Genomic DNA, 25,588 nt, shown 5'->3' with positions numbered 1-25,588 from the left:
AGGGATGCGTCAGGTTCGGCGAGCTGGCCCCACACACCTAACACTACATCGTCGCGCCGACCGAGAGCCTACATCGTCGCACTGACGCTGTAGCCGAACAGGAACATCAGGAACTTCGACATGTCGACCGCATCCTCCGCCTCGTAGCGGATGGTGTGGGTGTCGACCTGGGTGACGAAGCGCAGATAGGCCAGGTATTCGACCGGCAGGCGGTGGCGGAAGCGGACCTCCAGGGCGAGGGGGCCGTTCAGCCGGAACGGCCTGGCCTCGCCGATCCGGGCGACCGCGCGCTTCACGCCTTCGCGCACCGCCGCATGGGCGGCCGCCGGCGTCAGGGTGCGGGCGGAGCGCGTGCTGTGCGCCCATTTCACCGTCGTGGTCTCGATGTCGCCGACGATGTCGCGGATCTCGGCGGTCGCCACGTCGTCGCCCGAGGCGTAGATCACCGGCACGCCGTAATGGCCGGCAATGGCAGCGTTCAGCCCGGCCTCGTTCAGCACCTGGCCATTGACCCGCACCTCCTGGAAGGCGCTGCCGCTCAGCGTGTGCGCCAGCACGCCGGCGGGGTTGCTGGCGCCGGAGTGGTAGCCGATCAGCAGGGCGCCGGCGAACTCTCCGACCTCGATTCCCTGCATCATGCACAAGGGGCGCGGCCAGCTGCGCACCAGCTGCACGCTGTCCGGCAGCTTCTCGATCTTCAGGCTCTGGCCGTTGCCGTGGGAATCGCTGACCACGATCCCGGTCGCCCCGGCCTCCTGCGCGGCCTCGCAGGCGGCGACCACCGTGTCGGTCATCCAGTCGCGCGCCCGCTCGTATTCGAAGCCTTCGGGCCCCGTCTGGTCGCGGCTGACGACGCCGACGATGCCTTCGATGTCGGCGGAGATGTAGAGACGCATTTCTTCCCTCCCGGCTTGTCATTGGCGCTTGTGAACGATGCCATTGTTGCATACGGTACTTTTTAGCGTATAGGAAATTTCTTCTCGCTACGGCATCGGAGAGCCATGAAGAACGATCGCCTGCTCGAGGTCGAAAATCTCCAGGTCTCGTTCTCGCTGGGCGGGGGCGAGACCCTGCGCGCGGTGAAGGGCGTCTCGTTCCATATCGGGCGGGGCGAGACGCTGGCCCTGGTCGGGGAATCCGGCAGCGGCAAGTCGGTGACGGCGATGACCATCATGCGGCTCGCCGAATATGACGGCGCCCGGCTGGTGGGCGGGTCGATCCGCATGCGCCTGCGTGGCGGAGAGGTGGCCGACCTGGCCCGGCTGCCGCAGAAGCGGATGCAGAGCGTGCGGGGATCCGACATCTCGATGGTGTTCCAGGACCCGATGGCCAGCCTGAACCCGGTCTTCAGCATCGGCTTCCAGATCGCCGAGGCGATCATGCGGCATCAGGACAAGAGCGCGGCGGAGGCCCGCGCGATCGCGCTGAACGCGCTGAAGCTGGTGCGGGTGCCGGAGGCGGAGAAGCGGCTGGACCAGTATCCGCACCACCTGTCGGGCGGCATGCGGCAGCGGGTGATGATCGCCATGGCGCTGTGCTGCCGCCCGTCGCTGATGATCCTGGACGAGCCGACCACGGCGCTGGACGTCACCATCCAGGCCCAGATCCTGGACCTGGTGCGGGCTCTGCAGCGCGAGATCGGGATGTCGGTGCTGTTCATCACCCACGACATGGGCGTGGTGGCCGAGATCGCGGACCGGATCTGCGTCATGCTGAAGGGGGAGATCGTGGAGACCGGGACGGTCTATGAGGTGTTCGAGACGCCGCTGCACGCCTATACCCGCGCGCTGCTGGCCGCGGTGCCGCGCCTGGGCAGCATGGCCGACAAGGACGAGCCCGAGCGCTTCCCGCTGGTCGAGGTCGGCAATGCTCTCGATCCGGCCGAGACGCGCGAAGACGCGCGCGTCGAGATGCCGGCATGACCCGCGCCCCGCTGCTGGCGGTCGAGAACCTGACCACCCGCTTCGACCTGCGGTCCGGCGTCTTCGGCAAGGTGACGGGCCGTGTCCACGCGGTCGAGAACGTGTCGTTCGAGATCTTCCCGGGCGAGACGCTGGCCCTGGTCGGGGAAAGCGGCTGCGGCAAGTCCACCATCGGCCGCAGCATCCTGCAGCTGGACCGGCCGGTCTCCGGCTCGATCCGGTTCGAGGGCCGCGAGACGCTGGGGCAGCCGGCGCGCGAGATCCAGGCGCTGCGCCGCCAGGTGCAGATGGTGTTCCAGGACCCCTTCAGCTCGCTGAACCCGCGCATGACCGTGGGGCAGGCGATCGCCGACCCGATGCTGGTCCATGGCGGCCTGTCGCGGGCCGAGATCCGGGCGCGCGTCGCCGAGCTACTGCGGCGGGTGGGGCTGTCGCCGGAGCATGCGCGGCGCCACCCGCACGCCTTCTCCGGCGGCCAGCGCCAGCGCATCTGCATCGCCCGGGCGCTCAGCACCCGGCCGAAGCTGGTGATCGCGGACGAGGCGGTGGCATCGCTGGACGTCACCATCCAGGCCCAGGTCATCAACCTGCTGATGGACCTGCAGGCGGAGACCGGCATCGCCGTCCTGTTCATCTCGCACGACATGGCGGTGGTGGAGCGGATGGCCCATCGCGTGGCGGTGATGTATCTGGGCCAGATCGTCGAGATCGGCAGCCGGCGCGAGGTCTTCGGCAACCCGCGGCACAGCTATACCCGCAAGCTCCTGTCCTCCGTCCCCGTCGCCGATCCGCGGCAGCGGCCGGAGAACCGCGCGCTGCTGGCCGACGAGATCCCGAGCGCGGTGCGCCCGCCCGATTTCGAGCCGGCGATCCTGCCGATGCAGCAGGTGTCCGACCGGCACTTCGTGCGCGCGGAGGTCTGAGACCTCATGAGCTGGGGTTATATTCCGATACGCTAAAGGTTTTCCGAAAGGCGGAAAATTGGGCGTATTCGGTATGGTCTTATTGTCAGGCGTAAGACACACTGCCGGGCAGATCGCCGTTCCAGGCGACCCCGTAAGGGCGAAAAGCGCCCAGCAAAACAGGAGGCTCCTCGATGAAGAGTTGGATCGGCCCCAGCCTCGGCATCGCCCTGCTGGCCCTGTCCGGCACGGCGCAGGCCGAGCTGAAGAACCCGAATACCCTCGTCTATCTGTGGACCAGCGACATCCGGACGCTGGATCCGGCCTATATGGCCGACACCCCGAACAGCTATGTCTCGATAAACACTCATATGCGGCTGCTGAACTACAAGGGCAGCGAGATCTCGGAGTTCGTGCCGGCCCTGTCGACCGAGGTGCCGTCATTGGAGAACGGACTGATCAAGCCGGGCGAGAACGGGTCGATCAGCTACACCTTCCCGATCCGCAAGGGGATCTACACCCACAAGGTCGGGGTGAAAGTCGCGGATGGCACCATCGCCTGGAAGCCGTATGACGAGCTGACCGACCAGGAGAAGGCGGCGATCGTCCCCGGCCATGGCGAGCTGACGGCCCAGGACGTCAAGTATTCGCTGATGCGCGCCATCCTGCAGGGCGACAGCTGGATGGCCAATGCGGTGACGGAGATGATCACCGCCGGCAAGTACCCGGACATCGAGGCCTGGGCCATCGACCTGGCCGGGGTGAAGACCTTCGACGAGGTCGACGCCGCCGGTCTGGCCAAGGTGCACGACGCGCTGTCGCAGAAGATCAGGATCGACGGCGACCGGGTGACGATCGCGCTGGACGCGCCGTTCCCGGCCACGCTGGGCATCATGGCATTGCCCTTCGCCACCTCGATCATCGACCAGGAATGGGCCCGCGACCAGGGCGACTGGGACGGCACCGCCGGCACCTGGAAGGCGTTCCACAAGCCCGAGCTGGGCGAGGACAAGCTGTTCGAGGTCGAGAACGGCAGCGGCCCCTTCATGGTCGAGGCCTGGGACCGGTCCGAGAAGAAGATCACCCTGAAGCGGTTCAACGGCTACTGGCAGGGCCCGGCCCAGCTGGAGCGCGTGGTGCTGCGCTCGGTGCCGGAATGGACCACGCGCCTGCTGCAGCTCGAGGCCGGCGACGCCGATGTGGTGACCACGCCGGTGGAGTTCCTGGACGAGGTGGCGGCGAAGCCCGGCATCAAGGTGACCGAGGGCCTGCCCCAGGTGTTCGGCCGGTCGATCTTCTACATCTGGCCGGTCGCCGCGGTGGACAATCCGGCGATCGGCAGCGGCAAGCTGGACGGCAAGGGCGTCCCGCCCGACTTCTTCGCCGATATCGACGTGCGCAAGGGCTTCAACTACGCCCAGGACTACCAGCTGCTGCTGGACGACGTGCTGCTGGGCAAGACCGTGCAGCTTCGAGGCCCCACCGTGCGCGGCATCATGGGCTACCGGCCGGACAGCCCGGTCTATTCCTATGACCCGGAGAAGGCGGCGGAGCACTTCAAGAAGGCCTGGGGCGGCCAGGTCTGGGAGAACGGCTTCGAGCTGACCGCCTATATGAGCGAAGGCAATACCGCCTATCATTCGGCGCTGTCGGTGCTGCAGCAGAACCTGGCCCGCATCAACCCGAAGTTCAGGCTGAAGATCCAGCAGCTGCAGCCCTCCACCTTCGCCGACAAGGTCTATGGCTCGGCGGATTCCGGCGCCGGCGCGGCGGATCCCAGCGCGCCGATGGCGATCATGGGCTGGGGGCCGGACTATTCCGATCCGGGCGGGCCGCTGGGCGCCGCCACCTACTACCTGTCCAGCACCGGCCTGGTGGCGGGAATGAGCGGCAAGGGATACCAGGGGCTGATGCGGGAGAAGTTCGACCCGCTGCTGAAGCAGGCCTGGACCACCGTGGACCCGGCCGAGCGGGAGAAGATCTACGCCAAGCTGCAGGAGATGAGCCACGAATACGCCACCACCCAGTTCCTGTGGGAGGAGTACGGCTTCATCGTCACCCGCGACTGGGTCGATGGCTACGTCCACAACATGATCGAGTACGGCGCCTGGGACTTCTATCCGATCTCCAAAAAGGAGAAATAGGCGCGGCGGCCGGGCAGGGGCGCCGGGCCGGCGTCCCTGGCCCGGCGCCGGCCGATCCTTTCCTTTCCGGTCCGGGATGCTCCATGTTCGCCTACACGATCCGACGCCTGTCCTTCATCCCGATCGTCTTCTTCGCGCTGACGCTGATGATCTTCGCGATGCAGATGATGCTGACGCCCACCCAGCGCGTGATCACCTATGTCGGCAGCCCTGACGCGCTGAAGGGTGGCGCCGCGCAGGTGCAGGCGCTGATCGAGAAATACGGGCTGAACGACCCGTTCCACGAGCAGTACGGCCGCTGGATCGGCAACATCCTGCAGGGCAATCTCGGCTGGTCGGAGACGGCGAGGATGCCGGTGGCCGAGGCGCTGGTCTCGCTGTTCCCGGCGACGTTGGAGCTGGTGATCTTCGCCTTCGTGCCGGGCATCCTGGGCGCGATCTGGCTGGGCAGCCGGGCCGGCGTGCATCTGAACAAGCCGGTCGACCACGGCATCCGCCTGTTCACCGTGCTCGGCTGGTCGTTCCCGGTCTTCGTCTTCGGCCTCCTGGTGCTGATGGTGTTCTACGGCTCGCTCGGCTGGTTCCCGCCGGGGCGGCTGAGCCAATGGGCGGTGGTCGAGGTCGGGGGCGACGGCTTCCGGCGCTGGACCGGGCTGAACACGGTCGACGCGCTCTTGAACGGCAATCTCGAGGTTTTCCTGGATTCCCTGCGCCACCTGGTGCTGCCGGTGCTGACGCTGACCTATGTCAACCTGGCGTCGATGACCCGGATCATGCGCACCTCGATGCTGGAGGCGCTGCGCCAGGATTATGTCCGCACCGCCCGGGCCAAGGGCCTCAGCGAGCGGGTGGTGCAGAACCGGCACGCCCGGCGCAACGCCCTGCTGCCGGTGATGACGCTGGCGGGGATGGAGGTGGCGGCGATGCTGGGTGGCGTCGTCATCACCGAGACCATCTTCGACTATCACGGCATCGGCCAGTTCGCGGCGAACGCGGCCTCGAACCTGGATTTCCCGGCCGTGCTGGGCTTCGCCCTCTACTTCTCGCTGGTGCTGGTGGTCCTCAACCTGGTGGTGGACCTGCTGTACCCCCTGTTCGACCCGCGGGTGAGGCTGGCATGAGGATCATCGGGTATCTGCTGCGCAACCCGCTGTCGCTGCTGGGCATCCTGGTGCTGGCCGGCTTCGTCGCCGTCGCCACGCTGGCTCCTGTGATCGCGCCGCCGGAGCCGTACCAGACCTCGCCCTACGAGATCCCGCGCAGCGGCTTCCGCGCCACGCCGCAGCCGCCGTCGGCCCGCGCCCTGCTGGGCACCACCGAGGGGCAGTTCGACATCTATTACGGCCTGGTCTGGGGCACCCGCACCGCCTTCAAGATCGGCCTCGGCGTCGTCCTGATCTCGACCCTGATCGGCGCCGCGGTGGGGGCGGTGTCGGCCTTCTACGGCGGCATGGTGGACGAGGTGCTGATGCGCATCGTCGACGTCTTCCTGGCCGTGCCGTTCCTGATCGCGGCGATGGTGCTGACCACGCTGCTGGGCAAGGGCATCGGGCCGATGACGATCGCGCTGACCGCCTTCGGCTGGATGAACTACGCCCGCGTCATCCGCAGCGAGATCCTGCGGGTGAAGGAGCTGGACTACGTCAAGGCCGCGCGGTCCTACGGCACGCGCGACGCCCGGCTGCTGCTGCGGCACATCCTGCCGAACGCCTTCTTCCCCGTGCTGGTGCTGGCCACGATGATGACGGGATCGATGGTGCTGACCGCCTCGGCCCTCAGCTTCCTCGGGGTCGGGGTCGAGCCCGGCTACGCCGACTGGGGCCAGCTGATCAGCTATTCCCGCAACTGGATCGTCGGCCGCGGCGACAGCCCGTTCCGCTACTGGTACACGCTGGCCTTCCCCGGCGCCGCGATCTTCCTGTTCGTGCTGTCCTGGAGCCTGCTGGGCGACGCGCTGCGCGACATCCTCGACCCCCGCCTCCGGACCTGAGAGGAGACATCCGAATGGACACGCGTGCCCTGGCCGCCGGCCTGGAGGAAGCCATCACTCACGAGGTCGCCGACAAGCGTCTCCCGTCGATCTCCTACGCCGTGGTCGACCGCGACGGCCTCCTGGCCGCGGGCCATGTGGTGCGGCCCGATCTCGGCCACCGGCTGGATGGGCATTCGCTATTCCGCATCGGGTCGCTGACCAAGATGTTCACCGCGATCGGTATCATGCAGCTGGCCGAGAAGGGGCTGGTCGACATCGATGCCGACGTGTCCGCCTACATCCCCGACTTCCGCCCCGTGAACCCGTTCGCCGGGCGCGAGAGCGGCCCGTACGGGTCGCAGGTGTCGCTGCGCAAGCTGATGAGCCACACCTCCGGCCTGGTGCGCGAGCCGAAGGACGGCCACTACCTGGACGACCGGCGGCCGGGGCTGGCGGTGACGGTCGAGGGGCTGAAGACTTCGGTGCTGAAGGAGGATCCCAGCGCCGGCATCGTCCACTACTCCAACGCCGCCATCGCCGTGGTCGGCGCGGTGCTGGAGCGGGTCAGCGGCATGGGCTATGCCGACTACGTCGCCCGCCACATCTTCGATCCGCTGGGGATGACCGAGAGCAGCGCGGGGCCGATGGCGGGGCTGCAGGACCGGCTGGCCCCGGCCTGGATGTGGGATGTCGACCGCGACTTCCCGGCGCCGGTCTTCGACCTGGGCGGGTCGCCGGCCGGCGCTATCGTCTCCACCGTGCCGGACATGGCGAAGTTCGCGGCCTGTATGCTGCGCGGCGGTTTCGCCCCGGACGGGCAGTCCGTCCTGTCGCCCGCCAGCCTGAGGCAGATGTGGACGGTGGTGGGCCGGCCGGCGGTCGGCCACAGCAGCAGCAGGGGCTACGGGCTGGGCTTCGGCGTCGGCGACCTCGACGGCTGGACCTCGGTCGGCCATGGCGGCGCGGTCTACGGCTATGCCACCCAGTTCATGGCGCTGCCGCAGGCCGGCCTGGCGGCGCTGACCTTCGGCACGCTCGATTTCACCAACCAGATCGGCACGCGGCTGGCCCGGCGGGCGCTGCGGCTGGCCTTGGCGTCGCGGAAGATGGGACGGCCGCCAGCGCCGCCGGCGAAGCATCCGCCGCTGACCGCGGCCCATCTGGCGGCGATGCCGGGCCTCTACCAGGCCGCGGACGGCAGCGAGAGCGTGGAGCTGCGGGCCCAGGACGGCCGGCTGTACCTGATGGGCGAGGGCGTGCCGCTGGAGCTGAAATGGCGCGGCGGCGACGCCTTCACCATCGACGGCCGGATCTATGGGGAAGAGGCGGAGTATCCGCATCTCGACCTGACCTTCGGCGCCGACGGCGTGCTGGGATGGAAGGGCAAGGAGTGGACCCGGCGCAACACCGTGCACGCCGACGCGCCGGCCGATCTGGCGCCCCATCTCGGCGTCTACGGCCCGGACTTCAACCCGACCTATCTTTTCTACGCCGACGGCCGCCTGAAATGCCTGATCGAGTATTTCTGCACCCATGACTGCGAGCAGCTGCCGGACGGCAGCTGGCGCATGCACGGCATCCTGTACGAGGGCGAGACGCTGGAGCTGGCGGCCCGGGACGGGGAGGGCCGCACCGGCATCCGCGTCGGCCCGATGTTCCTGGCGCGGCATGCGGAGAGGGGGGTGTAGCGGCCGCCAATCGGATTGCGATAGGGTGCCCGGCCATCGATCGGGCGCAGACGGAGGGACGGTTGTGAGCGGGACGAAGACCATCCTCGCCTTCGGCGACAGCCTGACCTGGGGCGCCGATCCCGTGAGCGGCGGCCGCCATCGCTTCGAGGACCGCTGGCCCAGCGTGCTCGAGGCCGGGCTGGACGGATCCGCCCGGGTGATCGCCGAAGGCCTCGGCGGGCGGACCACCATCTTCGACGACCACGGGGCGGCGGCCGACCGGAACGGCGCGCGGATCCTGCCGACGCTGCTGGGCAGTCACCATCCCCTCGATCTCGTGATCGTCATGCTGGGCACCAACGACCTGAAGCCGCATGTCTGCGGCAGCGCCGCCGGCGCGGGCGCCGGGATCGAGCGGCTGGTCGAGATCGCCAGGACCTACCCCTATGGCCAGGACGTAGCCGCCCCGAAGGTGCTGATCGTCGCGCCGCCGCTGCTCGGGGAGACCGCGGGTGGGGACTGGCAGCGCAACATTGCCGAATCAGAGAAGCTGGCGCCGCGCTACCGCGAGGCGGCGGAGTATGGCGGCTGCGCCTTCTTCGACGCGGCGGGCGTGGCGGCCGCATCGCCGGTCGACGGCGTGCATCTCGACGCCGGGAACACCCGGGCGATCGGGCTCGCCTTGATCCCCGTCGTCCGGCAGCTGCTGGCGTGACGCCGTACCGGCGCTTGATGCGGCGGCGAACCGTCCCCGCGACGATCGCGATGGACGGCCCTCCAGATAAGGGGCGTTCAGCTCGGGCTCGAAGCCGGACGAGGTCGGCGCCGAAGGTTAGGGCCTTCAGAAGCTGACGCGCAGCCCTCCGGTGGCGGCCTGGCTGCGATAGCCGTCGGCGAAGCTGCCGTCGTAGCGCAGGAACAGGTTCACCGCCTGCGCCGCGAGAGTGACGCCGACGCCGACCCTGGCGAGGTCGCGCGGGGCGTGGGCGCCCTCTACGGTGAACTCCGCGTCCGAGCCCTCGAACCGCCCGTCGAAGGACCGGTCGGTGTCGCCGACGTCGTGGCTCCATGCCGCGCGCAGCGACAGGCCGAGCGGTGCGCCCAGGCCGATGTCGAGGCGATGGGCCAGCTCCGCGCCCAGCAGGCCTTGGGCCGAGGTGACGGTCCGGCCGCCGATCTGGAGATCGACGGCGCCGGCCCCGCTCTCCCTGATCTCGTCCTGCCCGACGACGATGGCCTGGAACCCCGCGAAGGGGGTGAGGTCGGTGCTGTCGCCCAGCGCCAGGCGATAGCCCGTCTCGATGCCGGACAGGAACAGGTTCGAATCCGTGTCGGCGGCGGCGAAGCGGTCGATGCCGGGGAAGGAGATCGCCCGGCTCACCGTGCCCCAGCCATGGGCGTAGCCCAGCGCGCCGTCGACATACCAGGCGGCGGGCGAATAGCTGGCGTAGAGGCCGAGGGAGAGGGAGGTGAGGTCACCGTCGCCCGAGAGCTTCCGGGTGTCGAAGCGGCTGGTCGACAGGGACAGCGCGCCGCCGACGGCCAGCGCGTCGTCCAGGCGATGGTCGAAGCCGATGGCGACGCCGAGGATGTCGAAATCGACGTCATGCGTGTCGCCGTCGCCCGACAGCCGGCCGAAGCTGCCCAGCCCGGCGATCCAGGCGCTGGTGGAGCCGGGCTCGCCGGGGCCTGCGATAGCCGGCCCGCCGGCAGCCGCGGCGCCGCCGGTCCGCGACCGGCGCATCTGCTGCTGCAGGGTGTTCAGGAAGGCCTCGGCGCCGGCGATCTCGACCGACGGCAGGTCGGCATAGATCTCGCCGCTCAGCTGCTGCAGGGCCGAGCGCAGCGGATCGTCGTCGCCGTAGTTCAGCAGGTCGAGGCTGTTGTAGACATGGTCCATGTCGCCGAACAGCTGCGGCGGCGTGGCTCGGTCCAGCGCCTCGGCGATCGCGCCGGCGTTGCCGCCGCCGGCCCGCGGCGCATAGGCCAGGGCCTTGTCCCCGATCAGCTGCCGGTTGGTGTAGGCATCGGACGGCAGGAATTGCGGGTTGGCGCAGTTCGGGTCGTCGGAGGTCCCGATCAGCAGGGACTGCGCCGTGCCGCCGCTGCCCCACGGGCCGCCGACGGGGATCGACGGGGGATTGGCGGGGAAGTTGCCCAGGATCGGGGCGCCGGTCCCGGTCAGGATGCAGGTTCCCGCCGGCACGCGGACGATGGTCAGGGAATCCGGCAGATAGGGCAGGGCGAGCCTGTCCTTGATCTCCGCGGCCGTCATCCCGCGCACCGTGTCGGAGCCGGCGATGAAGCCGCCGACCGGCCGGGTGGTGCCTTCGGTGTAGACGCGGACATACTGCGTCTCGGCCGTGGTCCGCACCACCGCCGCCGGGGCCGAGTTCACGAAGGATTCGGTCGGCGGGGTGCTGAAGATGTAGGCGTTGGCGTCGGCTCCGGTCCGAACCGAAGGGACCGAGGACCCGTCCCTGCGGTAGACCAGGCCGGACAGCACGTCGCCGGGCGGCAGCGGCAGCATCTGCGCCAGCGCCGGGGCGGCGCATCCGATCGCCAGCACGCCCGAAAGAACCGCGGCCACGTGCCGTCCGGCACGCCGTTTCCCCACGCCACCCAGCATTGTCGCAGCCTCCCCACCCGGCGCATCGACGATTTCTTCTGATAAAGGATTCGTTTCTGAAATGCCCACGGAAAATCGGTGCGGGATTCAAGTTATATTGAGAGAAATGCAATAAAATAGATGTATTATTTATCTGAAACTGTCGGTTTCGGAGGGTCCCGGCAGCCGGACAACCGTCGTCGCGAGCTTCCCCGCCAGGGCAAGGTCGTGGGTGACCAGAAGCACGGCCAGCCCGGTCTCGGACACGACCCGGAGCAGGACCTCCACCACCTCCCGCTGGCTCACCGGGTCGAGGCGCGAGGTCGCCTCGTCCGCGAACAGGACCACCGGGTCGAGCAGCAGGGCCCGAAGCAGGGCGAAGCGCTGCAGCTCGCCGCCCGAGATCTGGCCCGGCAGGCGGTCGAGCAGGCCATCCGAAAGGCGCAGCCGGGCCATCAGCCCGGCCACCCGGTCCCAGGGCTGCCGATGCAGCCGGGCCAGGTCGCGCAGGCCCCGGCGGATCGGCTGGTGCGGCGCGAAGGCGGCTGGCGGGTCCTGGTACAGCTTCTGGAACCTGAGCCGCGGCTGCCCGCCGGGCCGCTCGACCATGCCCGCGTCGGGGGCGGCCAGCCCGAGCAGGATATTGCCGATCGTCGTCTTGCCGCAGCCGCTGGGGCCGGCGACGGCGACGATCTCGCCCGCCCGCAGCTCGATATCGATCCCCGCGAACAGACGGCGAGGGCCGAAGGCCTTGGTCAGGCCGCGGCCGCGCAGGACGGGGCCGCCCGAAGGCCGTGGCGCCCGATCGGGCCAGCCCCGCGGATCGGCGGCGAGCAGGGCGCGGCTGTAGGCGTGGCCCGGCGCCCGCAGCACCGTCTCGGCCGCGCCGTGTTCGACGATCCGGCCGTCCAGCATCACGCCGACGGTGCCGCCGAGCGCCTCGGCGACCGCGACGTCATGGGTGATGGTGAGCAGCAGGCGGCCGGCCTCCACCTCCCGCTTCAGCCGCGCCACGACGCTGTCGCGGAGCTGGGCGTCGAGGCCCTTGGTCGGCTCGTCCGCGATCAGCAGCCGGCTGCCGCCGGCATGGGCGATGGCGATCGCCACGCGCTGGCCCATGCCGCCCGAGATCTGGAACGGATAGAGCGCGCCGGCGTTGCCGAGCCCGACCTCGGCCAGGTGCTGCCCGCCGAGCGCCTCGCTCTCCGCCCGGGGGCGACGATGCACGAAGCGGTGCACCTCCGCCACCTGGGCGCCGCCCCGCATCGTCGGGTCGGGGGCGAGCCACGGCTCCGGCGGTAGCAACGAGATCGTGCGGCCCCAGAGCCCCCGCCGCTCCGTGGCTGGCAAGGCCAGCAGGTCGGTGCCGTCGAGATTGATCGCGCCGGCGGCCCGCAGCTCCGGCGGCAGCGTGCCCATGATCGCCTGGGCGACCAGCGACTTGCCGGAGCCGCTTTCGCCCAGCAAGGTCAGCGGCCGGCCGGGCTGCAGCGACAGCGAGACATCCGTGACGACGGGGCCGGCGGCCGAGGCGACGCCGAGCCCGGAGACGGAGAGGTCGGTCATCGGGAACTCCTCTGGGCGACGAGCTGCAGGCCGAGGACGAGCAGGACGATCAGGGCGGCGGGCAGCAGCACATGCACCGGCGCCTCCCCGTAATAGGGCAGCAGCTCGACGATCATGCTGCCCAGCTCCGGCGTCGGCGGCTGCAGGCCGACGCTGATCGCGCTGAGGGTCGAGATGGCGATGATCGCCGTCGCCATGGCGAAAGCCGCGAGCGTGCCGATCATCGGGGCGATCGCGGGCAGGACGTGGCGGCGGAGGATGTAGGCCGGGCCGAAGCCGAGCAGGGTCGCCGCCTCGACATGCGGCTGCTTCAGGACCGTTGCTGCTGTGGCGCGGGTGACGCGGTAGAACTCGACCCACAGCGTCAGCGCGAGGCCGAGATAGAGCGGCCCAAAATTGCCGGGCGCGAAGGCCAGCAGCAGAAGGACCAGCATCAGCCCGGGCAGGGCGAGGACGATGGTCGAGGCGAGGTCGGCCAGCCGCTCCACCCAGCCGCCGCGCCAGGCGGCGGCGAGGCCGAGCAGGACGCCGGGAACGGCCGCCGTCGCCATGGTCACGAACGCCATGCCGAAGGACAGCCGCGCGCCATGGGCCAGCCGGGCCAGCAGGCTGCGCCCGTAATGGTCGGCGCCGAGCAGGTAGTCGCCGCCGGCCGGTGCCAGGCTGGCGCCCAGATCCTGCCCCGCCGGATCGGCCTCGATCAGCCACGGCCCGAGCGCGGCGAAGGCCGCCAGCGCCAGCAGCAGCGCGCCGCCCGCCGCACGCGGGCCGGCGAGGCGCAGTTCGGAGAGAGGGCGGGTCATCGCGCGAGCCTCGGGCGCGGATCGAGCCAGGCGGCGGCGGCATCGACCGCGGCGGTGATGGCGACGAAGATCAGGCCCATGACCAGGGCGGTGCCCTGGACCATCGGGACGTCGCGCTCGATGATGGCGTGGACCAGGGCGTGGCCGATCCCCGGATAGGCGAAGATCGATTCGACCACGACGACGCCCTCCACCAGGTAGATCGCCTGCAGGCCGAGATAGGAGACGACGGGGATCGCCGCGTTGCGCAGGCCGTGGCGGCGCACCGCCACCGCTTCGGACAGCCCCTTGTGGCGGGCGAAGGCGAACCAGGGCGACGACACGACGCCGGCGACCGCGTCCCGCGTCACCCGGCTCGACACCGCGGCGAGGCCGAGGCCCAGGGTCAGCGCCGGCAGCGCGATCTCGCGCCACGTCCCGAAGCCGGCGGGCGGCAGCCAGCCGAGCCGGATGGCGAAGACCAGCATCAGCACGAGACCCAGCACGAAGGGCGGCAGGGCCCGCAGGGCGACCGAGCCGGCCAGCCCCAGCCGGTCGACCCAGCCCTGCGGCCGCAGGCCGGCGACGACGCCGAACGCCGGCCCGGCCAGCAGCGAGAGCCCCAGCGCCGCGGCCGCGAGCCAGAGGGAATAGCCGAGCTGGACCTCCAGCTCCTCGACGATCGGCGCGCCGGTCACCAGGGACCGGCCGAGGTCCAGCCGGGCCAGGTCGGCGATCCAGTCGGCGAACTGGGCCGGCCAGGGGCGATCGAGGCCGAGCTCGGCCCGCACCTTGGCCGCGGCCTCCGCATTCATCGCGTCGGGGCCGTAGCGGCCGGCCGCGATCCGCATCGCCGGGTCGCCGGGCAGGACGCGCATCAGGGCGAAGCACAGCGCGCCGACGACCAGCGCCACCAGGCCGGCCTGGGCCAGCCGGGCGAGGAGAAGTCGTCTCATCTAGTCCGCCCAGCGGATCGAGGCGAGGCGGTAATTCACCTCCAGCGGATCGACCTCCACGCCGGTGATGCGCTTGTTGGCGACAACCGCGAGCTCCGACCAGGTGACCGGGATGCCCGGCAATTGGTCCTGCAGGATCTCGGCGGCGCGCCGGCGCAGCGGCTGCTGCCGGTCCGGGTCGCTGGCCGCCATCAGCTGGTCGACGATGCCCAGCAGCTCCGGGTCGGACCAGCCCATCGCGCCCCAGTCTCCGCCCTTCGGCCCGTAGTCCTGCACCAGCGCCCCGATCGGATCGGGGACGACGGAGTAGAGGCGCGAGACCAGGCCGACCTCCAGCGTGCCGTCCTGGTGCCGGCTGACGATCTCCGAGCTGTTGCCGACCGAGACCTTCAGCTCGATGCCGACCTCCCGGAGCTGCGCCTGCAGGGCGGTGGCGATCGGCGGCAGCTCCGGCCAGTTGGCGTAGGTGATCAGCGTCGGGGCGAAGCGGCGGCCGTCCCGTTCCAGGATGCCGTCGCCGCCGGGCGTCCATCCGGCCTCGGCCAGCAGCCGCCGCGCCTCCTCCGGGTCGCGCCGCAGCGGCGGCAGGTCGGGGACGTGCCAGCCGGCGAGGGTGGGCGGGAACAGCTGGGTCGCGGCCAGGTCGGGGTTGCGCAGGATCGCCTTGGCGATGCCGGCGCGGTCGATGGCAAGGCTCAGCGCCCGGCGCTCCCGCACGTCGTCGAAGAAGGGCGAGGCCGCGTTCAGCTTCAGGAGGCGGGTCCGGGGAATGGTGGCCGCACGCACGTCGAGATCCGGATCGCGCTTCAGCCGCGCCACGGAGACGGGCAGCATGGAGAAGGCGAGGTCGGCCTCGCCGCTCTCCGCCATCAGCGCCCGAGTCTCGCCCTGGCCGACGGCGAGATACTGCACCTCGCGGATGCCGGGCTCGCCGCCCCACCAGCCGCCGGCCTCCTCGAGCTCCAGCTTCAGGGGCGGCGTCAGCGCCTTCACCCGGTAGGGCCCCGAACCGATGATCCGCGCGACGCGGCCGGACTCGTCGTAGGAGGCCGGGGCGAGGATGATCGCGCCGTAATTCACCAGGAAGGCGGGCAGGGCGGCGAAGGGCCGGTCCAGCCGGACGACGACGTCGCCGCCGTCATAGCCGATGTCGGCGATCGGCACCTGGGACAGGATGCCGGCCCCGGCCCGGGCCCGCCGCAGGCTGGCCGCCGCCGCCTCGGCGGTGACCGGCGTGCCGTCGTGGAAGACGGCGCCGCCGCGGATCCGGAAGCGCCAGGTCAGCCCGTCGTCGGCGGCGGACCAGGATTTGGCCAGGGCCGGGGACAGGTGGCCTGCGGGATCGACCGTGACCAGCGTCTCGGCCACCTGCATGCGGCTGGAGATGTAGCCCGACTGCGCCGGGTCGATCCCGGCGATCTCCCAGGGGCCGACCACCTTCAGCGGCCGGTCCTGCGCCGAAGCGGTGCCGGCCAGGAGGGCAAGCGCCAGCCCCGCCGCGGCGACAAGATGTGCGACCCGCATCCCGATCTCCGTAATGTTATATCATACGTTTTGGATCGGGCGGACGAAAAGGTCAACAGCCGGGTGGCGCGGCGGCCCGCTCGGGCGTGGCGCCCGAGCGGCGTCTCGCCCGGGCCTACTTCGCCAGCTCGGCTCGGATCTTGTCGACCTCTGCGGCGCTCATCTCGCCGATCGTCGTGACCTTGCCGTCCTGGATGCGCCACAGCCGGAACGGGCCGGTGATGTCGCCGTACCGGTCGAAGCTCACCGGGCCGATCACGCCTTCGTATTTGATCGGCTTGCCGTCCTTGATCAGCTGCAGCGCCTTGGCGAACTCGTCCTTGCCGGCGTGGATCGGCGTGCCGTCCTCGGCCACCACCTGCGGGATCGCGGCCTTGATCGCCGCGGCGTCGGCCTTGCCGGCCTTGGCGATGGCCAGCGCGACGATGGCGCCGGCGTCGTAGGAGCGGTCGGCCGCCGGCGCGTCCGGCTTGATGCCGCCGGAGAAGGCCTCGTAGGCGCCGTAGAAATAGTCGGTCGAGGCCGTCCTGGTGGTGCCGGAGGAGGTGCCGTAGGCGTCGTTCAGGTACTGCGCGCCGACGGCCTCGATGAAGTCGCTGGAGTTCATGCCGTCGTTGAGCAGCAGCTTCTGCGGGCCGCCGCCCGAGATCCAGGCGCGGGCGATGGTGGCGCCGTCGACCGGGGTGCTGACCAGGTACAGCGCCTCCGGCTCGCCCGCCATGGCCGCGCTGGCCTCGGCGGAATAGCTCGACTGCTGCTCGTTATAGGGCGTGGCCGAGGTGATGGTGCCGCCGAGCCTGGTGTAGGCGGCCGAGAACTCGCGGACGATGTTGACGCCGAAGTCGTTGTTGACGTGGATGATGGCGATCTTCTTCAGGCCCTGGTCGAGCGCGAATTTCGCCGCCGCCGTGCCCTGCAGCGCGTCGGAGGTGATGGTGCGGAAGAAGACGCCGTTGGTCTTGCCGTCCCGGCCCAGCGCGGTCAGCGTCGGCGAGGAGGAGGCGGGCGACACCTGCACCACGCCGGCCGGCGCCGTCACCGAGGTCAGGATCGGGATCGAGACCGAGGAGATGATGCCGCCGATCACCACCGGCACCTTCCTGATGTTGACCAGCTGCGTCGCCTGGTCGACGGCGACGGTGCCCTGGCTCTGGCTGTCGCGGGTGTCGGTCACCAGCTTGCAGCCCGCGGCGCCGCCGGCCTCGTTGGCGTCGCGGAACGCCATCTCGACCGACTTCGCGCCGGCCTGGCCATAGGCGCCGGCCGGGCCGGTCAGCTCCATCACCAGGCCGACGGTGATGTCGCAGGCGGCGGCCGGCAGGGCCGGCGCGGCGGCGGCCGCCATCAGGGCAGTGGTCAGAAGGATCCGTTTCATGGCTGTTCTCCCTGTTTGGTTGGGCCGGCGATCCGCCGCCGGCCGTTGCTTGCAAAGATCAGGCGGCGCCCTTGTTCAGGTTGTATTTCATGATCGCGCCATGGCGCCCGTGGCGGTCGCGCTCCAGCGTGTAGACGTCGCCCTCCAGCTCCCCCGCCCCCGCCAGCGCCCCGGCGATCTGCGCATGATCCTCTTCGGTCAGGGCGATGTCCGAAATGGCGAGGTTGGCAGCCAGATGGTCGCGGTTGCGGGCGCCGACGATCACCGCGGCCACGCCCGGCCGATCCAGCATCGCGGCGCTGGCCACCGTGGCGATGTCGCTGCCGTGCCGGTCGGCGACCCGGCGCAGCGCCCGCAGCAGGGCCTGGAACAGGTCCCAGCCGCCGAGATCGTCGATAATCAGCTTGTACTTGACCAGCGACCGGTTCTCCAAAGGCTCCGCCGGCTCCCTGGCGCCGAGCCAGCGGTCGCCCAGGAAGCCGCCGGCCACGGTGCCGTAGCAGAGGAAGGAGACGCCGTGCTCGGCCGCGGCCCGGGCCATCCGCCGCTCCGGCCGGCGGTCCAGCAGCGAATACTGCACCTGCATCGAGGTCAGCGGCACGCCGGCCCGTAAGATCTCCAGCATATGGTCGGTATCGAAATTGGTGCCGCCGACCTTGTGGATCTTGCCGGCGCGGCGCAGCTCCTCCAGCCACAGCGCCGCCTCGCCCCAGCGCGGCGCCGCGTAATCCCACCAGTGGAACTGCACCAGGTCCAGCCGCTCTAGCCCCAGGCGCCGCAGCGACCGGTCGATCACGGCCTCGACATCGGCCTTGCGGATGCGCGGCAGGATGTCGAGGTCGGGGACGTATTTGGTGTGCACCTTGATCCGGCCGAGTGCCTCCGCCCCGCGCAGATCGCGATACTGCCGCCGGAACCGGCCGATCATCTCCTCGACCCCAGTGTAGATGTCGGCGCAGTCGAAGGTGGTGATGCCGGCATCGGCGAAGGCCGTCATGTCGGCCACGGGATCGCCGCTGCGGGCCTCGCTATGGCCGCTCGACAGCTGCCAGCCGCCGCGGATCACGCGCGAGATCTCGTAGTCCGGGGCCAGCCGGATCCTCTGCATGGTCGTCTCACTCGTCATGGAGCGGCACCGCGGTGGTCGCGGCATGGCTGAACCGGCGCCGGCCGGTCCGGGTGATGCGGAAGCGCGACGAGCAGTTCGGGTCGGGGCAGGCGACCTCGGCGTCCGTCGTCATCCAGTCGTTGGCATGGGTCGGGCGCTGCTTGGCCGGCAGCAGCGGCAGCAGCGCCGCCAGCGAGTAGATCGAGAAGCCCTGGCCCGGCGGCAGGTGCAGCATCTCGCCGCGCAGCTCGAAATAATCGCCGACCCTGGCGCCGCAATAGATCTTCCCGCCTTCGGGCGCCACCACTTCGACCCGCAGGTCGTACAGCTCGAAGCTGTCGTCGCGTGCGTCAGCCATAGGCTCTCTCCTCGGCATCCTCGACGTCGAGCCGCCCGCGGATCAGGCGGAAAGAACGGGTGATGTCGCTCGTCAGCGCCCGGGTCGCCTCTCCGGCATCGCCGCGCTCCAGCGCCTCGATCAGTTCCCAGTGGTAATGGGTGGCCGGGATGTCCCGCTGCTCGTCATGGATCTGCGCCGCGGCGCGGACATAGGGGCCGGACTGCAGCCACAGGCTCTCGACGATCGGGATCAGCACGGCCGAGCCGGCGGCGCGGTAGATGGCGAAGTGGAAGTCGTGGTTCAGCTCCGACGTCCGGTGCGCCTTGTCCGGATCGTCGCTGCGGAAGGCCTCCTCGCACGCCACCGTCAGCTGCCGCAGCCGGGCGAAATCCTCTGTCGACAGGTTTGGCAGCGCCAGCGCCGTCACCTGGCCCTCGATCAGGCAGCGGGCGCGGGCCAAATCGTCGAGACGTTCGCGGGTGATCAGCGGCACCCGGACGGAGCGGTTGGGCAGCGCCTCCAGCGCCTGTTCGGAGACCAGGCGGCCCAGCGCCTCGCGCACCGGCATGGTGCTGGTCCGCAGCGTCTCGGCCAGTTCGACGATGCGCAGCACCTCGCCGGCGTCGAACATGCCGTGGATCAGGGACCGGCGCAGCTCGGCATAGACCCGGTCGTGCAACGTCTCGCGCCCGACCGGCGACAGCGCGCGCCGGCGGCTCATACGGCCACATCCATGCAAGACACCGCGTATCGCTCGTCCCGATCGGGCATCGGCCCTCCAGATGCTCCCGAATTTTCTACTTGCCATCCCGCCGGCTGTAAACTTTGATCAAACATCACCGATCAAAATTGGCCCGAGGCGGATGCAGCCAGCCGCACATGCCCCGAACGCTTCCGCCGGCGCGCCCGTGATCGAGGGGCGCGACCTGGTCAGGCAGTTCGGCGGCCTGCGGGCGGTGGACGGCATGTCGATCGCGCTCCATCCGGGCGAGATGCTGGGGCTGATCGGCCCGAACGGCGCAGGCAAGACCACGCTGTTCAACCTTCTGGCCGGCAGCCTGGCACCGAGCGCCGGCACGATCCGGATCGCCGGCCGCGCGCTGTCGCACCGGGGGGCGGAGCAGCGCATCGCCCATGGCGTGGCCCGCACCTTCCAGATCCCACGCCCCTTCGCCGAGATGACGGTGCTGGAGAACGTGCTGACCGGCGGCCAGAAGCAGGCGGGCGAGCGGATCTGGCCGAACTTCCTGTCCCCCGGCCGGGTCGCGGCGGAGGAGCGGGCGGCGGTGGAGAAGGCGCGGGCGCTGCTCGACTTCGTCACCCTGTCGCATCTGCAGCACGAGCCGGCGCGAATCCTGTCCGGCGGCCAGCGCAAGCTGCTGGAGCTGGCGCGGGTGCTGATGGCCGGTCCGCAGGCGATCCTGCTCGACGAGCCGGCGGCCGGGGTCGCTCCGGCGCTGCTGGAGCTGATCATCGACCGGATCCTCGAGCTGAATCGCCAGGGCCGCTCGATCCTGCTGATCGAGCACAACATGGAGATGGTGGCCCGGCTGTGCGGCCGTGTCGTCGTCATGGCCTCGGGCCGCCACCTGACCGAGGGCGCGCCGGCCGAGATCGCGCGCAACCCGGCGGTCGTCGACGCCTATCTCGGCGGGGTGGGGTGATGCCCCCACTGGAAACGACAGCCGCCCTGTCGACCCGGGGCCTTGTCGCCGGCTACGAGCCCGACCTGCCGATCGTGCGCGGCGTCGACCTGCGGGTGGCGCAGGGCGAGCTGGTGGTGCTGCTGGGGCCGAACGGCGCCGGCAAGTCGACCCTGGTCAAGGCGATCGCCGGGCTGGTGCCGGTCCATTCCGGTACGGCGTCGCTGGGGGCGGCCGACATCACCGGGGTGCCGGCGCACGAGAAGATCCGCCACGGGCTGGCCTTCGTGCCGCAGACCGAGAACATCTTCGCCACGCTGTCGATCCACGACAATCTGCGCGCCGCGGCCGACATCCTGCCGAAGGACCGGCGCGCCGGGCGCATCGCGGCGCTCTACGCCCTATTCCCCGACCTGGCCGCGCGGCCGTCGCTGCGGGCCGGCCAGCTGTCGGGCGGCCAGCGCCAGATGCTGGCGGTGGCCCGCGCCCTGATCGTCGACCCGGCGGTGCTGATCCTGGACGAGCCCTCGGCCGGCCTGTCGCCGAAGATCGTGGCGGAGGTCTTCGCCAGGCTGCAGGCGATCAACCGCGCCGGCGTCACCATCGTGCTGGTGGAGCAGAATGTGAAGGCGGCCTTGGCCATCGCCGACCGCGCCGTGATCCTGGTCGAGGGGCAGGTGCGCCACGAGGGACCGGCCATCGGGCTGGCCGAGGACCCGATCGTCGCCGATCTCTATCTCGGCGCCCGGCGTCCCGGGGCCGCGCCATGACCCCGCAGGTGATCATGGATGGGCTGATCACCGGGGCGATGATCGGGCTGGGCGCCATCGGCGTGACCTTGACCTATTCGATCCTGCGCTTCGCCAATTTCGCGCATGGCGAGCTCCTGTCCTGGGGCGCCTATGCCGCGCTGGCCGCCGCCGGCGCGCTCGGCAGCCTGTCCGGCGGGCTGCTGGCCCCCATCGGGCCGTTCTCCTTCGGCTGGGCGCTGCCGATCGGCGCGCTGGTCGCCGTGGCCCTGACCGGCGGGCTGGCGCTGCTGGTCGACGCGCTGCTGTTCGGTCGCCTGCGCGACCGGCGCAGCACCGTCATCATCCTGGTGATGGCCAGCTTCGGCGCAGCGCTGACGCTGCGCAGCCTGCTGGAGTTCATCTTCACCTCCAAGCCGGCCTACTACACCAAGGCGCTGCAGATCGCCGTGAAGTTGGGCGGCGGGATGCGGGCCACGCCCGACCAGCTGCTGACCCTCAGCGTCGTCCTCGTCCTGGTCCTGGCGGTGCATCTGCTGCTGACCCGGACGGCGACCGGCCGGGCGATGCGCGCGGTCAGCGAGAACCCGCAGCTGGCCGGCGTCGTCGGCATCGATGTGCGCCGCGTCATCCGCATCGTCTGGCTGCTGGGGGCGGGGCTGGCCGCCGTCGCCGGCATCTTCGCCGGCCTGCTGGTCCAGATCCGGCCGCAGATGGGGCTCGACCTGCTGCTGCCGCTGTTCGCCGCGGCGATCCTCGGCGGCATCGGCAGCATCCCGGGGGCGATGCTGGCGGGTCTCGTCATCGGCTTGGCCGAGGCGGCGGCCGTGCCGCTGGTCGGCGGCGAATGGCGCGCCGCCGTATCCTTCGTCGTGCTGGTGCTGGTGCTGCTGCTGCGCCCCCAGGGCCTGTTCGGGAGGGCCGGATGAGCGTCGAGCTGGTCGCCTATGGCTGCTTCTTCCTGACCATGGCGCTGACCTACGCGATCATGTGCCTCGGCCTGAACGTGCAATGGGGCCAGACCGGGCTGTTCAATGTCGGCGTCGCCGGCTTCGTCGCGATCGGCGCCTATGTCTCGGCGCTGCTGACCACGCCGGAGACGGCAGACCGCTTCGGCGGCTTCGGCCTGCCGATGCCGGCCGGCTGGCTGGGCGGGGCGCTGGCCACGGCGCTGGTGTCCTTCCTGATCGGCGCGCTGACCATCCGGCTGCGGGCCGACTGCCTGGCCATCGCCACCTTCGGCGTCGCCGTGGCTGTGCAGCTCTGCGCCCTCAACCTCGTCACGGTGACCGGCGGCCCCTTCGGCATCGGCTTCACCCCGCGGCCCTTCGCCGGCCTGGCCGGCGCCCCGCTGCTGTTCGGCCTGGCCAATCTCGGCGTGGTCGCAGCGGTCGTGCTGCTCCTGTACCTGGCGCTGCAGCGCCTGGTGCGCAGCCCCTGGGGCCGGGTGCTGCGGGCGATCCGCGAGGACGAGACGGCGGCGCGGGCCCTGGGCAAGAACGCCGTCTCGTTCCGGCTGCAGGCCTTCGCCATCGGCGGCGGCATCATGGGGCTGGCCGGCGCCGTGCAGGCGCATTTCATCGGCTTCATTGCGCCCGACAACTACCTGCCCCGGCTGACCTTCCAGGTCTGGGCGATGCTGATCGTCGGCGGCTCGGGCAGCAATCTCGGCGCCATTCTGGGCGCGGTCTTCGTCTGGGGCCTCTGGGCGGCCTCGGGCGGCGCCATCTCGGCCCTGTTCCCGCCCGACCAGCAGGCGCGCGCGGCCGCGCTGCAGATCGTCATGATCGGCGTCGCCCTCTGCGCCGTCCTGCTGCTGCGTCCGCGCGGCATGCTGGGCGAGGACCGCGTGGTGTCGCGCCATCTCGGCCGGCTGTCGGGCGCCGGCCGGACCATCACCGAGGAGACGTCCCGTGCCGGCAACCCCTGAACGCATCGAGCTCGGTCCCGGCCTCTCGATCAGCCGGCTGGTCTGCGGGTTGTGGCAGGTGGCCGACCTGGAGAAGGACGGCGCGACGCTCGACCCCGAGCGCGGCGCCGACGCCCTCGACGCCTATGTCCGGGCCGGCTTCGACAGCTTCGACATGGCCGACCATTACGGCAGCGCCGAGCTGATCGCCGGCCGTCTGCTGGCCCGCCACGGCAAGGGCGCAGGCCGGCCGCTCGCCTTTACCAAATGGTGCCCGGAGCCGGGGCCGATGACGGCCGAGGTGGTCCGCCGCGGCGTCCAGGACCGGCTCGACCGGCTGGGCGTCGACCGGGTCGACCTGCTGCAGTTCCACTGGTGGAGCTTCGAGCATCCGGCCTGGCTCGACGCGCTGCACGAAATGGCGCGGCTGCGGGAGGAGGGGCTGATCGGCGCCATCGGCGTCACCAATTTCGACGCCGCGCATCTGGCCGTGGCCCTGGCAGACGGCGTGCCGGTCCTGACCAACCAGGTGTCGTTCTCCCTGGTCGATCGCCGCGCGGCCGGCGCGCTGTCGGATCTGTGCCGGGCCAGGGGCGTGAAGCTGCTGGCCTACGGCACGCTCTGCGGCGGCTTCCTGTCGGACACGTGGCTCGGCCGGCCGGAGCCCGCTTCGATGCCGGATTGGAGCCGGTCGAAATACAAGCGCTTCATCGACGCGGCGGGCGGCTGGAGTGTCTTCCAGGGCATCCTGCAGGCCGCCGCCGAGGTTGCGCGGAAGCATGGCGTCTCCCTCTCCAACGTCGCCACGCGCTGGGTGCTGCAGCACGAGGCGGTCGCCGCCGCCATCATCGGCGCAAGGCTGGGCGAGAGCGAGCATCGCGCCGACAACCTCAAGGTCTTCGATTTCGCGCTCGACGCCCAGGACAGGGGGCGGCTCGAAGAGGCCTTCGCCGCGGCGACGCCGATCCCGGGCGATTGCGGCGACGAATACCGGCGGCCGCCCTATCTCACTGCCTCGGGCGACCTCAGCCACCATCTCGACGCCCTTCCGTCGATCTTCACGGCCGAGCCGGTGCCCGGCCGGCCGGACCGGCTGCGGGTCTCCTCCGGCAGCGTGTGGGAGCCGATCGCGGGATACAGCCGCGCCGTCCGGGTGAAGGACACGATCCGCGTCTCCGGCACCACCGCCACCCATGGCGGCGACCGCTGCGTCGCACCGGGCGACCCCGGGGCGCAGGCCACCTACATCCTCGACAAGATCGCCGCCTCGATCGCGGCGCTGGGCGGTTCGATGGAGGACGTCGTTTGCACCCGCATCTATCTCCGAGACGCCGCGATGTGGGAGCCGGTGTCGCGCGCCCATGGCCGGGTCTTCGGCGCGGTCAAGCCGGCCAACACCCTGGTCCAGGCCGGCGCCCTGGTGGGCGACTATGAGGTCGAGATCGAGGCCGAGGCGGTGGTCGGATAGCGCGGCGCTCAGACGGCTCTCGCCTGGGCGACGACGCTGAGGCTCACGCCCAGCCGGCCTCCGCCGCCATCGCCACCGGGCCGTTCTCCCGGGCCGTCCACAGCTTCAACCCGTCGCCGTTCTCCTCGGCGTGCAGCACCATGCCGTCGTCGTCGAACAGCGGCGACAGGCTGCGGAAGTCGAACCGTGCCGGTGGCGCGCGGCGGATCTCCGCCGCGAAATGGAACAGCAGCGTCGCCTGCAGCGGCCCGTGGACGATCAGGCCGGGATAGCCCTCGACCTCGGTGACATAGCGGCGGTCGTAGTGGATGCGGTGGCCGTTGAAGGTCAGGGCGGAGTAGCGGAACAGCAGGGGCGGGGACGCGTCGAGGCGGCGCCGGTGGCGGCCGCCTTCGGCCGGGGCGGGGGCCGTCTTCGCCCCGCCGCTGTCGAGGCCGCGATAGACGATGTCCTGCCGTTCCTGCAGCAGCGGCCGGCCGTTTCCCTCGACGGCATGGTCGACCGTGACGAAGCACAGCCGGCCGGTGCGGCCCTCCTTCAGCACCACATCGGCGATGCGGGAGACGCGCCGCACGGCATCCCCGACCCGCAGGTCGTCCCGGAAGGTCACGCTGCCGCCGGCCCACATCCGGCGCGGCAGTGGCACCGGCGGCAGGAAGCCGCCGCGCCGCGGATGGCCGTCCGGGCCCAGCGCCGCCGTCGGCGCGGCGGGCTGGGCCAGGCAGAAATGGATGAGGCGCGGCGCGACCTCGCCGATCTGCGGCGGGCCGCCGGGAAGGTCGAGCGTCGCCTTGAACTTGCGGACGAGATCGGCGGTGACGACGTCCTCCGCCACCTCCTCGCGCCCGATCCAGGAGCGCAGGTGATCGATATCGAGATCCTGCGGGACGGCGGTCATGCGCTCTGCTCCTCCACGTCATCGTCGAACGGCCGATGCCCGTCCAGCCCCG

Annotated in this window: 23 protein-coding genes; 12 read left to right on the top strand and 11 right to left on the bottom strand. The window is 70.6% G+C overall.

The window, feature by feature from the left end; translation table 11 throughout:
* Positions 1 to 68: 68 nt before the first annotated feature.
* Entirely contained in the window at positions 69 to 896 is an 828-nt protein-coding gene (locus LG391_RS16750; protein WP_225769139.1) for a M55 family metallopeptidase, read from the bottom strand.
* Positions 897 to 1,001: 105 nt separating this feature from the next.
* On the opposite strand from LG391_RS16750, the gene LG391_RS16745 reads away from it, so the two are divergent.
* From LG391_RS16745 to LG391_RS16715, 7 genes are all read left to right on the top strand, one after another.
* Positions 1,002 to 1,922, top strand: a complete 921-nt coding sequence (locus LG391_RS16745; RefSeq protein ID WP_225769138.1) for an ABC transporter ATP-binding protein — start codon at positions 1,002 to 1,004, stop codon at positions 1,920 to 1,922.
* On the top strand, positions 1,919 to 2,845 hold the full coding sequence (locus tag LG391_RS16740) for an ABC transporter ATP-binding protein (protein ID WP_225769137.1): 927 nt from the start codon (positions 1,919 to 1,921) through the stop codon (positions 2,843 to 2,845). Before LG391_RS16745 ends, LG391_RS16740 begins: the two co-directional genes overlap by 4 nt.
* A gap of 173 nt (positions 2,846 to 3,018) precedes the next feature.
* Positions 3,019 to 4,968, top strand: a complete 1,950-nt coding sequence (locus LG391_RS16735; RefSeq protein WP_225769136.1) for an ABC transporter substrate-binding protein — start codon at positions 3,019 to 3,021, stop codon at positions 4,966 to 4,968.
* A gap of 83 nt (positions 4,969 to 5,051) precedes the next feature.
* Entirely contained in the window at positions 5,052 to 6,089 is a 1,038-nt protein-coding gene (locus LG391_RS16730; protein ID WP_225769135.1) for an ABC transporter permease, read from the top strand.
* The gene (locus tag LG391_RS16725; RefSeq protein WP_225769134.1) at positions 6,086 to 6,958 is read left to right on the top strand and encodes an ABC transporter permease; all 873 of its coding nucleotides are present in this window, start codon (positions 6,086 to 6,088) and stop codon (positions 6,956 to 6,958) included. The genes LG391_RS16730 and LG391_RS16725 overlap by 4 nt, the downstream gene beginning before the upstream one ends.
* Before the next feature lie 14 nt (positions 6,959 to 6,972).
* On the top strand, positions 6,973 to 8,628 hold the full coding sequence (locus tag LG391_RS16720; RefSeq protein WP_225769133.1) for a serine hydrolase: 1,656 nt from the start codon (positions 6,973 to 6,975) through the stop codon (positions 8,626 to 8,628).
* Between the two features lie 64 nt (positions 8,629 to 8,692).
* Positions 8,693 to 9,325, top strand: a complete 633-nt coding sequence (locus LG391_RS16715) for an SGNH/GDSL hydrolase family protein (RefSeq protein WP_225769132.1) — start codon at positions 8,693 to 8,695, stop codon at positions 9,323 to 9,325.
* Between the two features lie 126 nt (positions 9,326 to 9,451).
* Here LG391_RS16715 and LG391_RS16710 read toward each other — a convergent pair whose 3' ends face one another.
* The 9 genes from LG391_RS16710 to LG391_RS16670 form a co-directional block, all read right to left on the bottom strand.
* Positions 9,452 to 11,200 carry an autotransporter domain-containing protein gene (locus LG391_RS16710; protein ID WP_225769131.1) on the bottom strand — a complete coding sequence of 583 codons (1,749 nt, stop codon included), beginning with the start codon at positions 11,198 to 11,200 and terminating at the stop codon, positions 9,452 to 9,454.
* Positions 11,201 to 11,368: 168 nt separating this feature from the next.
* Complete coding sequence (locus tag LG391_RS16705) at positions 11,369 to 12,784, bottom strand: ABC transporter ATP-binding protein (RefSeq protein ID WP_225769130.1); 1,416 nt, start codon at positions 12,782 to 12,784, stop codon at positions 11,369 to 11,371.
* Entirely contained in the window at positions 12,781 to 13,587 is an 807-nt protein-coding gene (locus tag LG391_RS16700; RefSeq protein ID WP_225769129.1) for an ABC transporter permease, read from the bottom strand. The genes LG391_RS16705 and LG391_RS16700 overlap by 4 nt, the downstream gene beginning before the upstream one ends.
* On the bottom strand, positions 13,584 to 14,522 hold the full coding sequence (locus LG391_RS16695) for an ABC transporter permease (RefSeq protein ID WP_225769128.1): 939 nt from the start codon (positions 14,520 to 14,522) through the stop codon (positions 13,584 to 13,586). The genes LG391_RS16700 and LG391_RS16695 overlap by 4 nt, the downstream gene beginning before the upstream one ends.
* Complete coding sequence (locus LG391_RS16690; RefSeq protein ID WP_225769127.1) at positions 14,523 to 16,046, bottom strand: ABC transporter substrate-binding protein; 1,524 nt, start codon at positions 16,044 to 16,046, stop codon at positions 14,523 to 14,525.
* 115 nt (positions 16,047 to 16,161) lie between these two features.
* Positions 16,162 to 17,421 (bottom strand): ABC transporter substrate-binding protein, encoded by a 1,260-nt coding sequence (locus LG391_RS16685; protein ID WP_225769126.1) that lies wholly within the window; start codon positions 17,419 to 17,421, stop codon positions 16,162 to 16,164.
* Between the two features lie 58 nt (positions 17,422 to 17,479).
* Entirely contained in the window at positions 17,480 to 18,529 is a 1,050-nt protein-coding gene (locus LG391_RS16680) for an aldo/keto reductase (protein ID WP_225769125.1), read from the bottom strand.
* A gap of 7 nt (positions 18,530 to 18,536) precedes the next feature.
* Positions 18,537 to 18,887 carry a TIGR04076 family protein gene (locus tag LG391_RS16675; protein WP_225769124.1) on the bottom strand — a complete coding sequence of 117 codons (351 nt, stop codon included), beginning with the start codon at positions 18,885 to 18,887 and terminating at the stop codon, positions 18,537 to 18,539.
* The gene (locus tag LG391_RS16670; protein ID WP_225769123.1) at positions 18,880 to 19,590 is read right to left on the bottom strand and encodes a GntR family transcriptional regulator; all 711 of its coding nucleotides are present in this window, start codon (positions 19,588 to 19,590) and stop codon (positions 18,880 to 18,882) included. Before LG391_RS16670 ends, LG391_RS16675 begins: the two co-directional genes overlap by 8 nt.
* 142 nt (positions 19,591 to 19,732) lie before the next feature.
* Here LG391_RS16670 and LG391_RS16665 point away from each other — a divergent pair, with 142 nt between their 5' ends.
* Genes LG391_RS16665 through LG391_RS16645 form a run of 5 tightly spaced genes read left to right on the top strand, consistent with a single transcriptional unit; the run spans position 19,733 to position 24,638 of the window.
* Positions 19,733 to 20,533 (top strand): ABC transporter ATP-binding protein, encoded by an 801-nt coding sequence (locus LG391_RS16665; RefSeq protein ID WP_225769122.1) that lies wholly within the window; start codon positions 19,733 to 19,735, stop codon positions 20,531 to 20,533.
* Positions 20,533 to 21,282 carry an ABC transporter ATP-binding protein gene (locus tag LG391_RS16660; RefSeq protein WP_225769121.1) on the top strand — a complete coding sequence of 250 codons (750 nt, stop codon included), beginning with the start codon at positions 20,533 to 20,535 and terminating at the stop codon, positions 21,280 to 21,282. Before LG391_RS16665 ends, LG391_RS16660 begins: the two co-directional genes overlap by 1 nt.
* Complete coding sequence (locus LG391_RS16655) at positions 21,279 to 22,190, top strand: branched-chain amino acid ABC transporter permease (protein WP_225769120.1); 912 nt, start codon at positions 21,279 to 21,281, stop codon at positions 22,188 to 22,190. The genes LG391_RS16660 and LG391_RS16655 overlap by 4 nt, the downstream gene beginning before the upstream one ends.
* Positions 22,187 to 23,191: a branched-chain amino acid ABC transporter permease gene (locus tag LG391_RS16650; protein WP_225769119.1), complete on the top strand. Its 1,005-nt coding sequence runs from the start codon at positions 22,187 to 22,189 to the stop codon at positions 23,189 to 23,191. Before LG391_RS16655 ends, LG391_RS16650 begins: the two co-directional genes overlap by 4 nt.
* On the top strand, positions 23,175 to 24,638 hold the full coding sequence (locus tag LG391_RS16645; protein WP_225769118.1) for an aldo/keto reductase: 1,464 nt from the start codon (positions 23,175 to 23,177) through the stop codon (positions 24,636 to 24,638). The genes LG391_RS16650 and LG391_RS16645 overlap by 17 nt, the downstream gene beginning before the upstream one ends.
* Before the next feature lie 43 nt (positions 24,639 to 24,681).
* On the opposite strand, the gene LG391_RS16640 is transcribed toward LG391_RS16645, so the two are convergent.
* Positions 24,682 to 25,536 carry a MaoC family dehydratase N-terminal domain-containing protein gene (locus tag LG391_RS16640; protein ID WP_225769117.1) on the bottom strand — a complete coding sequence of 285 codons (855 nt, stop codon included), beginning with the start codon at positions 25,534 to 25,536 and terminating at the stop codon, positions 24,682 to 24,684.
* Positions 25,537 to 25,588 lie beyond the last annotated feature (52 nt).

Origin of the sequence: Inquilinus sp. Marseille-Q2685, from assembly GCF_916619195.1 — a bacterium.
Taxonomy (GTDB): domain Bacteria; phylum Pseudomonadota; class Alphaproteobacteria; order DSM-16000; family Inquilinaceae; genus Inquilinus.
The sequence above is the reverse complement of the archived record's forward strand: the minus strand, read 5'-3'. Positions and strand labels throughout refer to the sequence as shown.

Excerpts from the sequence above, each read along its gene's own strand:
- LG391_RS16750 (WP_225769139.1), bottom strand. The coding sequence starts at position 896 with ATGCGTCTCTACATCTCCGCCGACATCGAAGGCATCGTCGGCGTCGTC.
- LG391_RS16745 (WP_225769138.1), top strand. The coding sequence starts at position 1,002 with ATGAAGAACGATCGCCTGCTCGAGGTCGAAAATCTCCAGGTCTCGTTC.
- LG391_RS16740 (WP_225769137.1), top strand. The coding sequence starts at position 1,919 with ATGACCCGCGCCCCGCTGCTGGCGGTCGAGAACCTGACCACCCGCTTC.
- LG391_RS16735 (WP_225769136.1), top strand. The coding sequence starts at position 3,019 with ATGAAGAGTTGGATCGGCCCCAGCCTCGGCATCGCCCTGCTGGCCCTG.
- LG391_RS16730 (WP_225769135.1), top strand. The coding sequence starts at position 5,052 with ATGTTCGCCTACACGATCCGACGCCTGTCCTTCATCCCGATCGTCTTC.
- LG391_RS16725 (WP_225769134.1), top strand. The coding sequence starts at position 6,086 with ATGAGGATCATCGGGTATCTGCTGCGCAACCCGCTGTCGCTGCTGGGC.
- LG391_RS16720 (WP_225769133.1), top strand. The coding sequence starts at position 6,973 with ATGGACACGCGTGCCCTGGCCGCCGGCCTGGAGGAAGCCATCACTCAC.
- LG391_RS16705 (WP_225769130.1), bottom strand. The coding sequence starts at position 12,784 with ATGACCGACCTCTCCGTCTCCGGGCTCGGCGTCGCCTCGGCCGCCGGC.
- LG391_RS16700 (WP_225769129.1), bottom strand. The coding sequence starts at position 13,587 with ATGACCCGCCCTCTCTCCGAACTGCGCCTCGCCGGCCCGCGTGCGGCG.
- LG391_RS16695 (WP_225769128.1), bottom strand. The coding sequence starts at position 14,522 with ATGAGACGACTTCTCCTCGCCCGGCTGGCCCAGGCCGGCCTGGTGGCG.
- LG391_RS16690 (WP_225769127.1), bottom strand. The coding sequence starts at position 16,046 with ATGCGGGTCGCACATCTTGTCGCCGCGGCGGGGCTGGCGCTTGCCCTC.
- LG391_RS16685 (WP_225769126.1), bottom strand. The coding sequence starts at position 17,421 with ATGAAACGGATCCTTCTGACCACTGCCCTGATGGCGGCCGCCGCCGCG.
- LG391_RS16680 (WP_225769125.1), bottom strand. The coding sequence starts at position 18,529 with ATGCAGAGGATCCGGCTGGCCCCGGACTACGAGATCTCGCGCGTGATC.
- LG391_RS16675 (WP_225769124.1), bottom strand. The coding sequence starts at position 18,887 with ATGGCTGACGCACGCGACGACAGCTTCGAGCTGTACGACCTGCGGGTC.
- LG391_RS16670 (WP_225769123.1), bottom strand. The coding sequence starts at position 19,590 with ATGAGCCGCCGGCGCGCGCTGTCGCCGGTCGGGCGCGAGACGTTGCAC.
- LG391_RS16665 (WP_225769122.1), top strand. The coding sequence starts at position 19,733 with ATGCAGCCAGCCGCACATGCCCCGAACGCTTCCGCCGGCGCGCCCGTG.
- LG391_RS16660 (WP_225769121.1), top strand. The coding sequence starts at position 20,533 with ATGCCCCCACTGGAAACGACAGCCGCCCTGTCGACCCGGGGCCTTGTC.
- LG391_RS16655 (WP_225769120.1), top strand. The coding sequence starts at position 21,279 with ATGACCCCGCAGGTGATCATGGATGGGCTGATCACCGGGGCGATGATC.
- LG391_RS16650 (WP_225769119.1), top strand. The coding sequence starts at position 22,187 with ATGAGCGTCGAGCTGGTCGCCTATGGCTGCTTCTTCCTGACCATGGCG.
- LG391_RS16640 (WP_225769117.1), bottom strand. The coding sequence starts at position 25,536 with ATGACCGCCGTCCCGCAGGATCTCGATATCGATCACCTGCGCTCCTGG.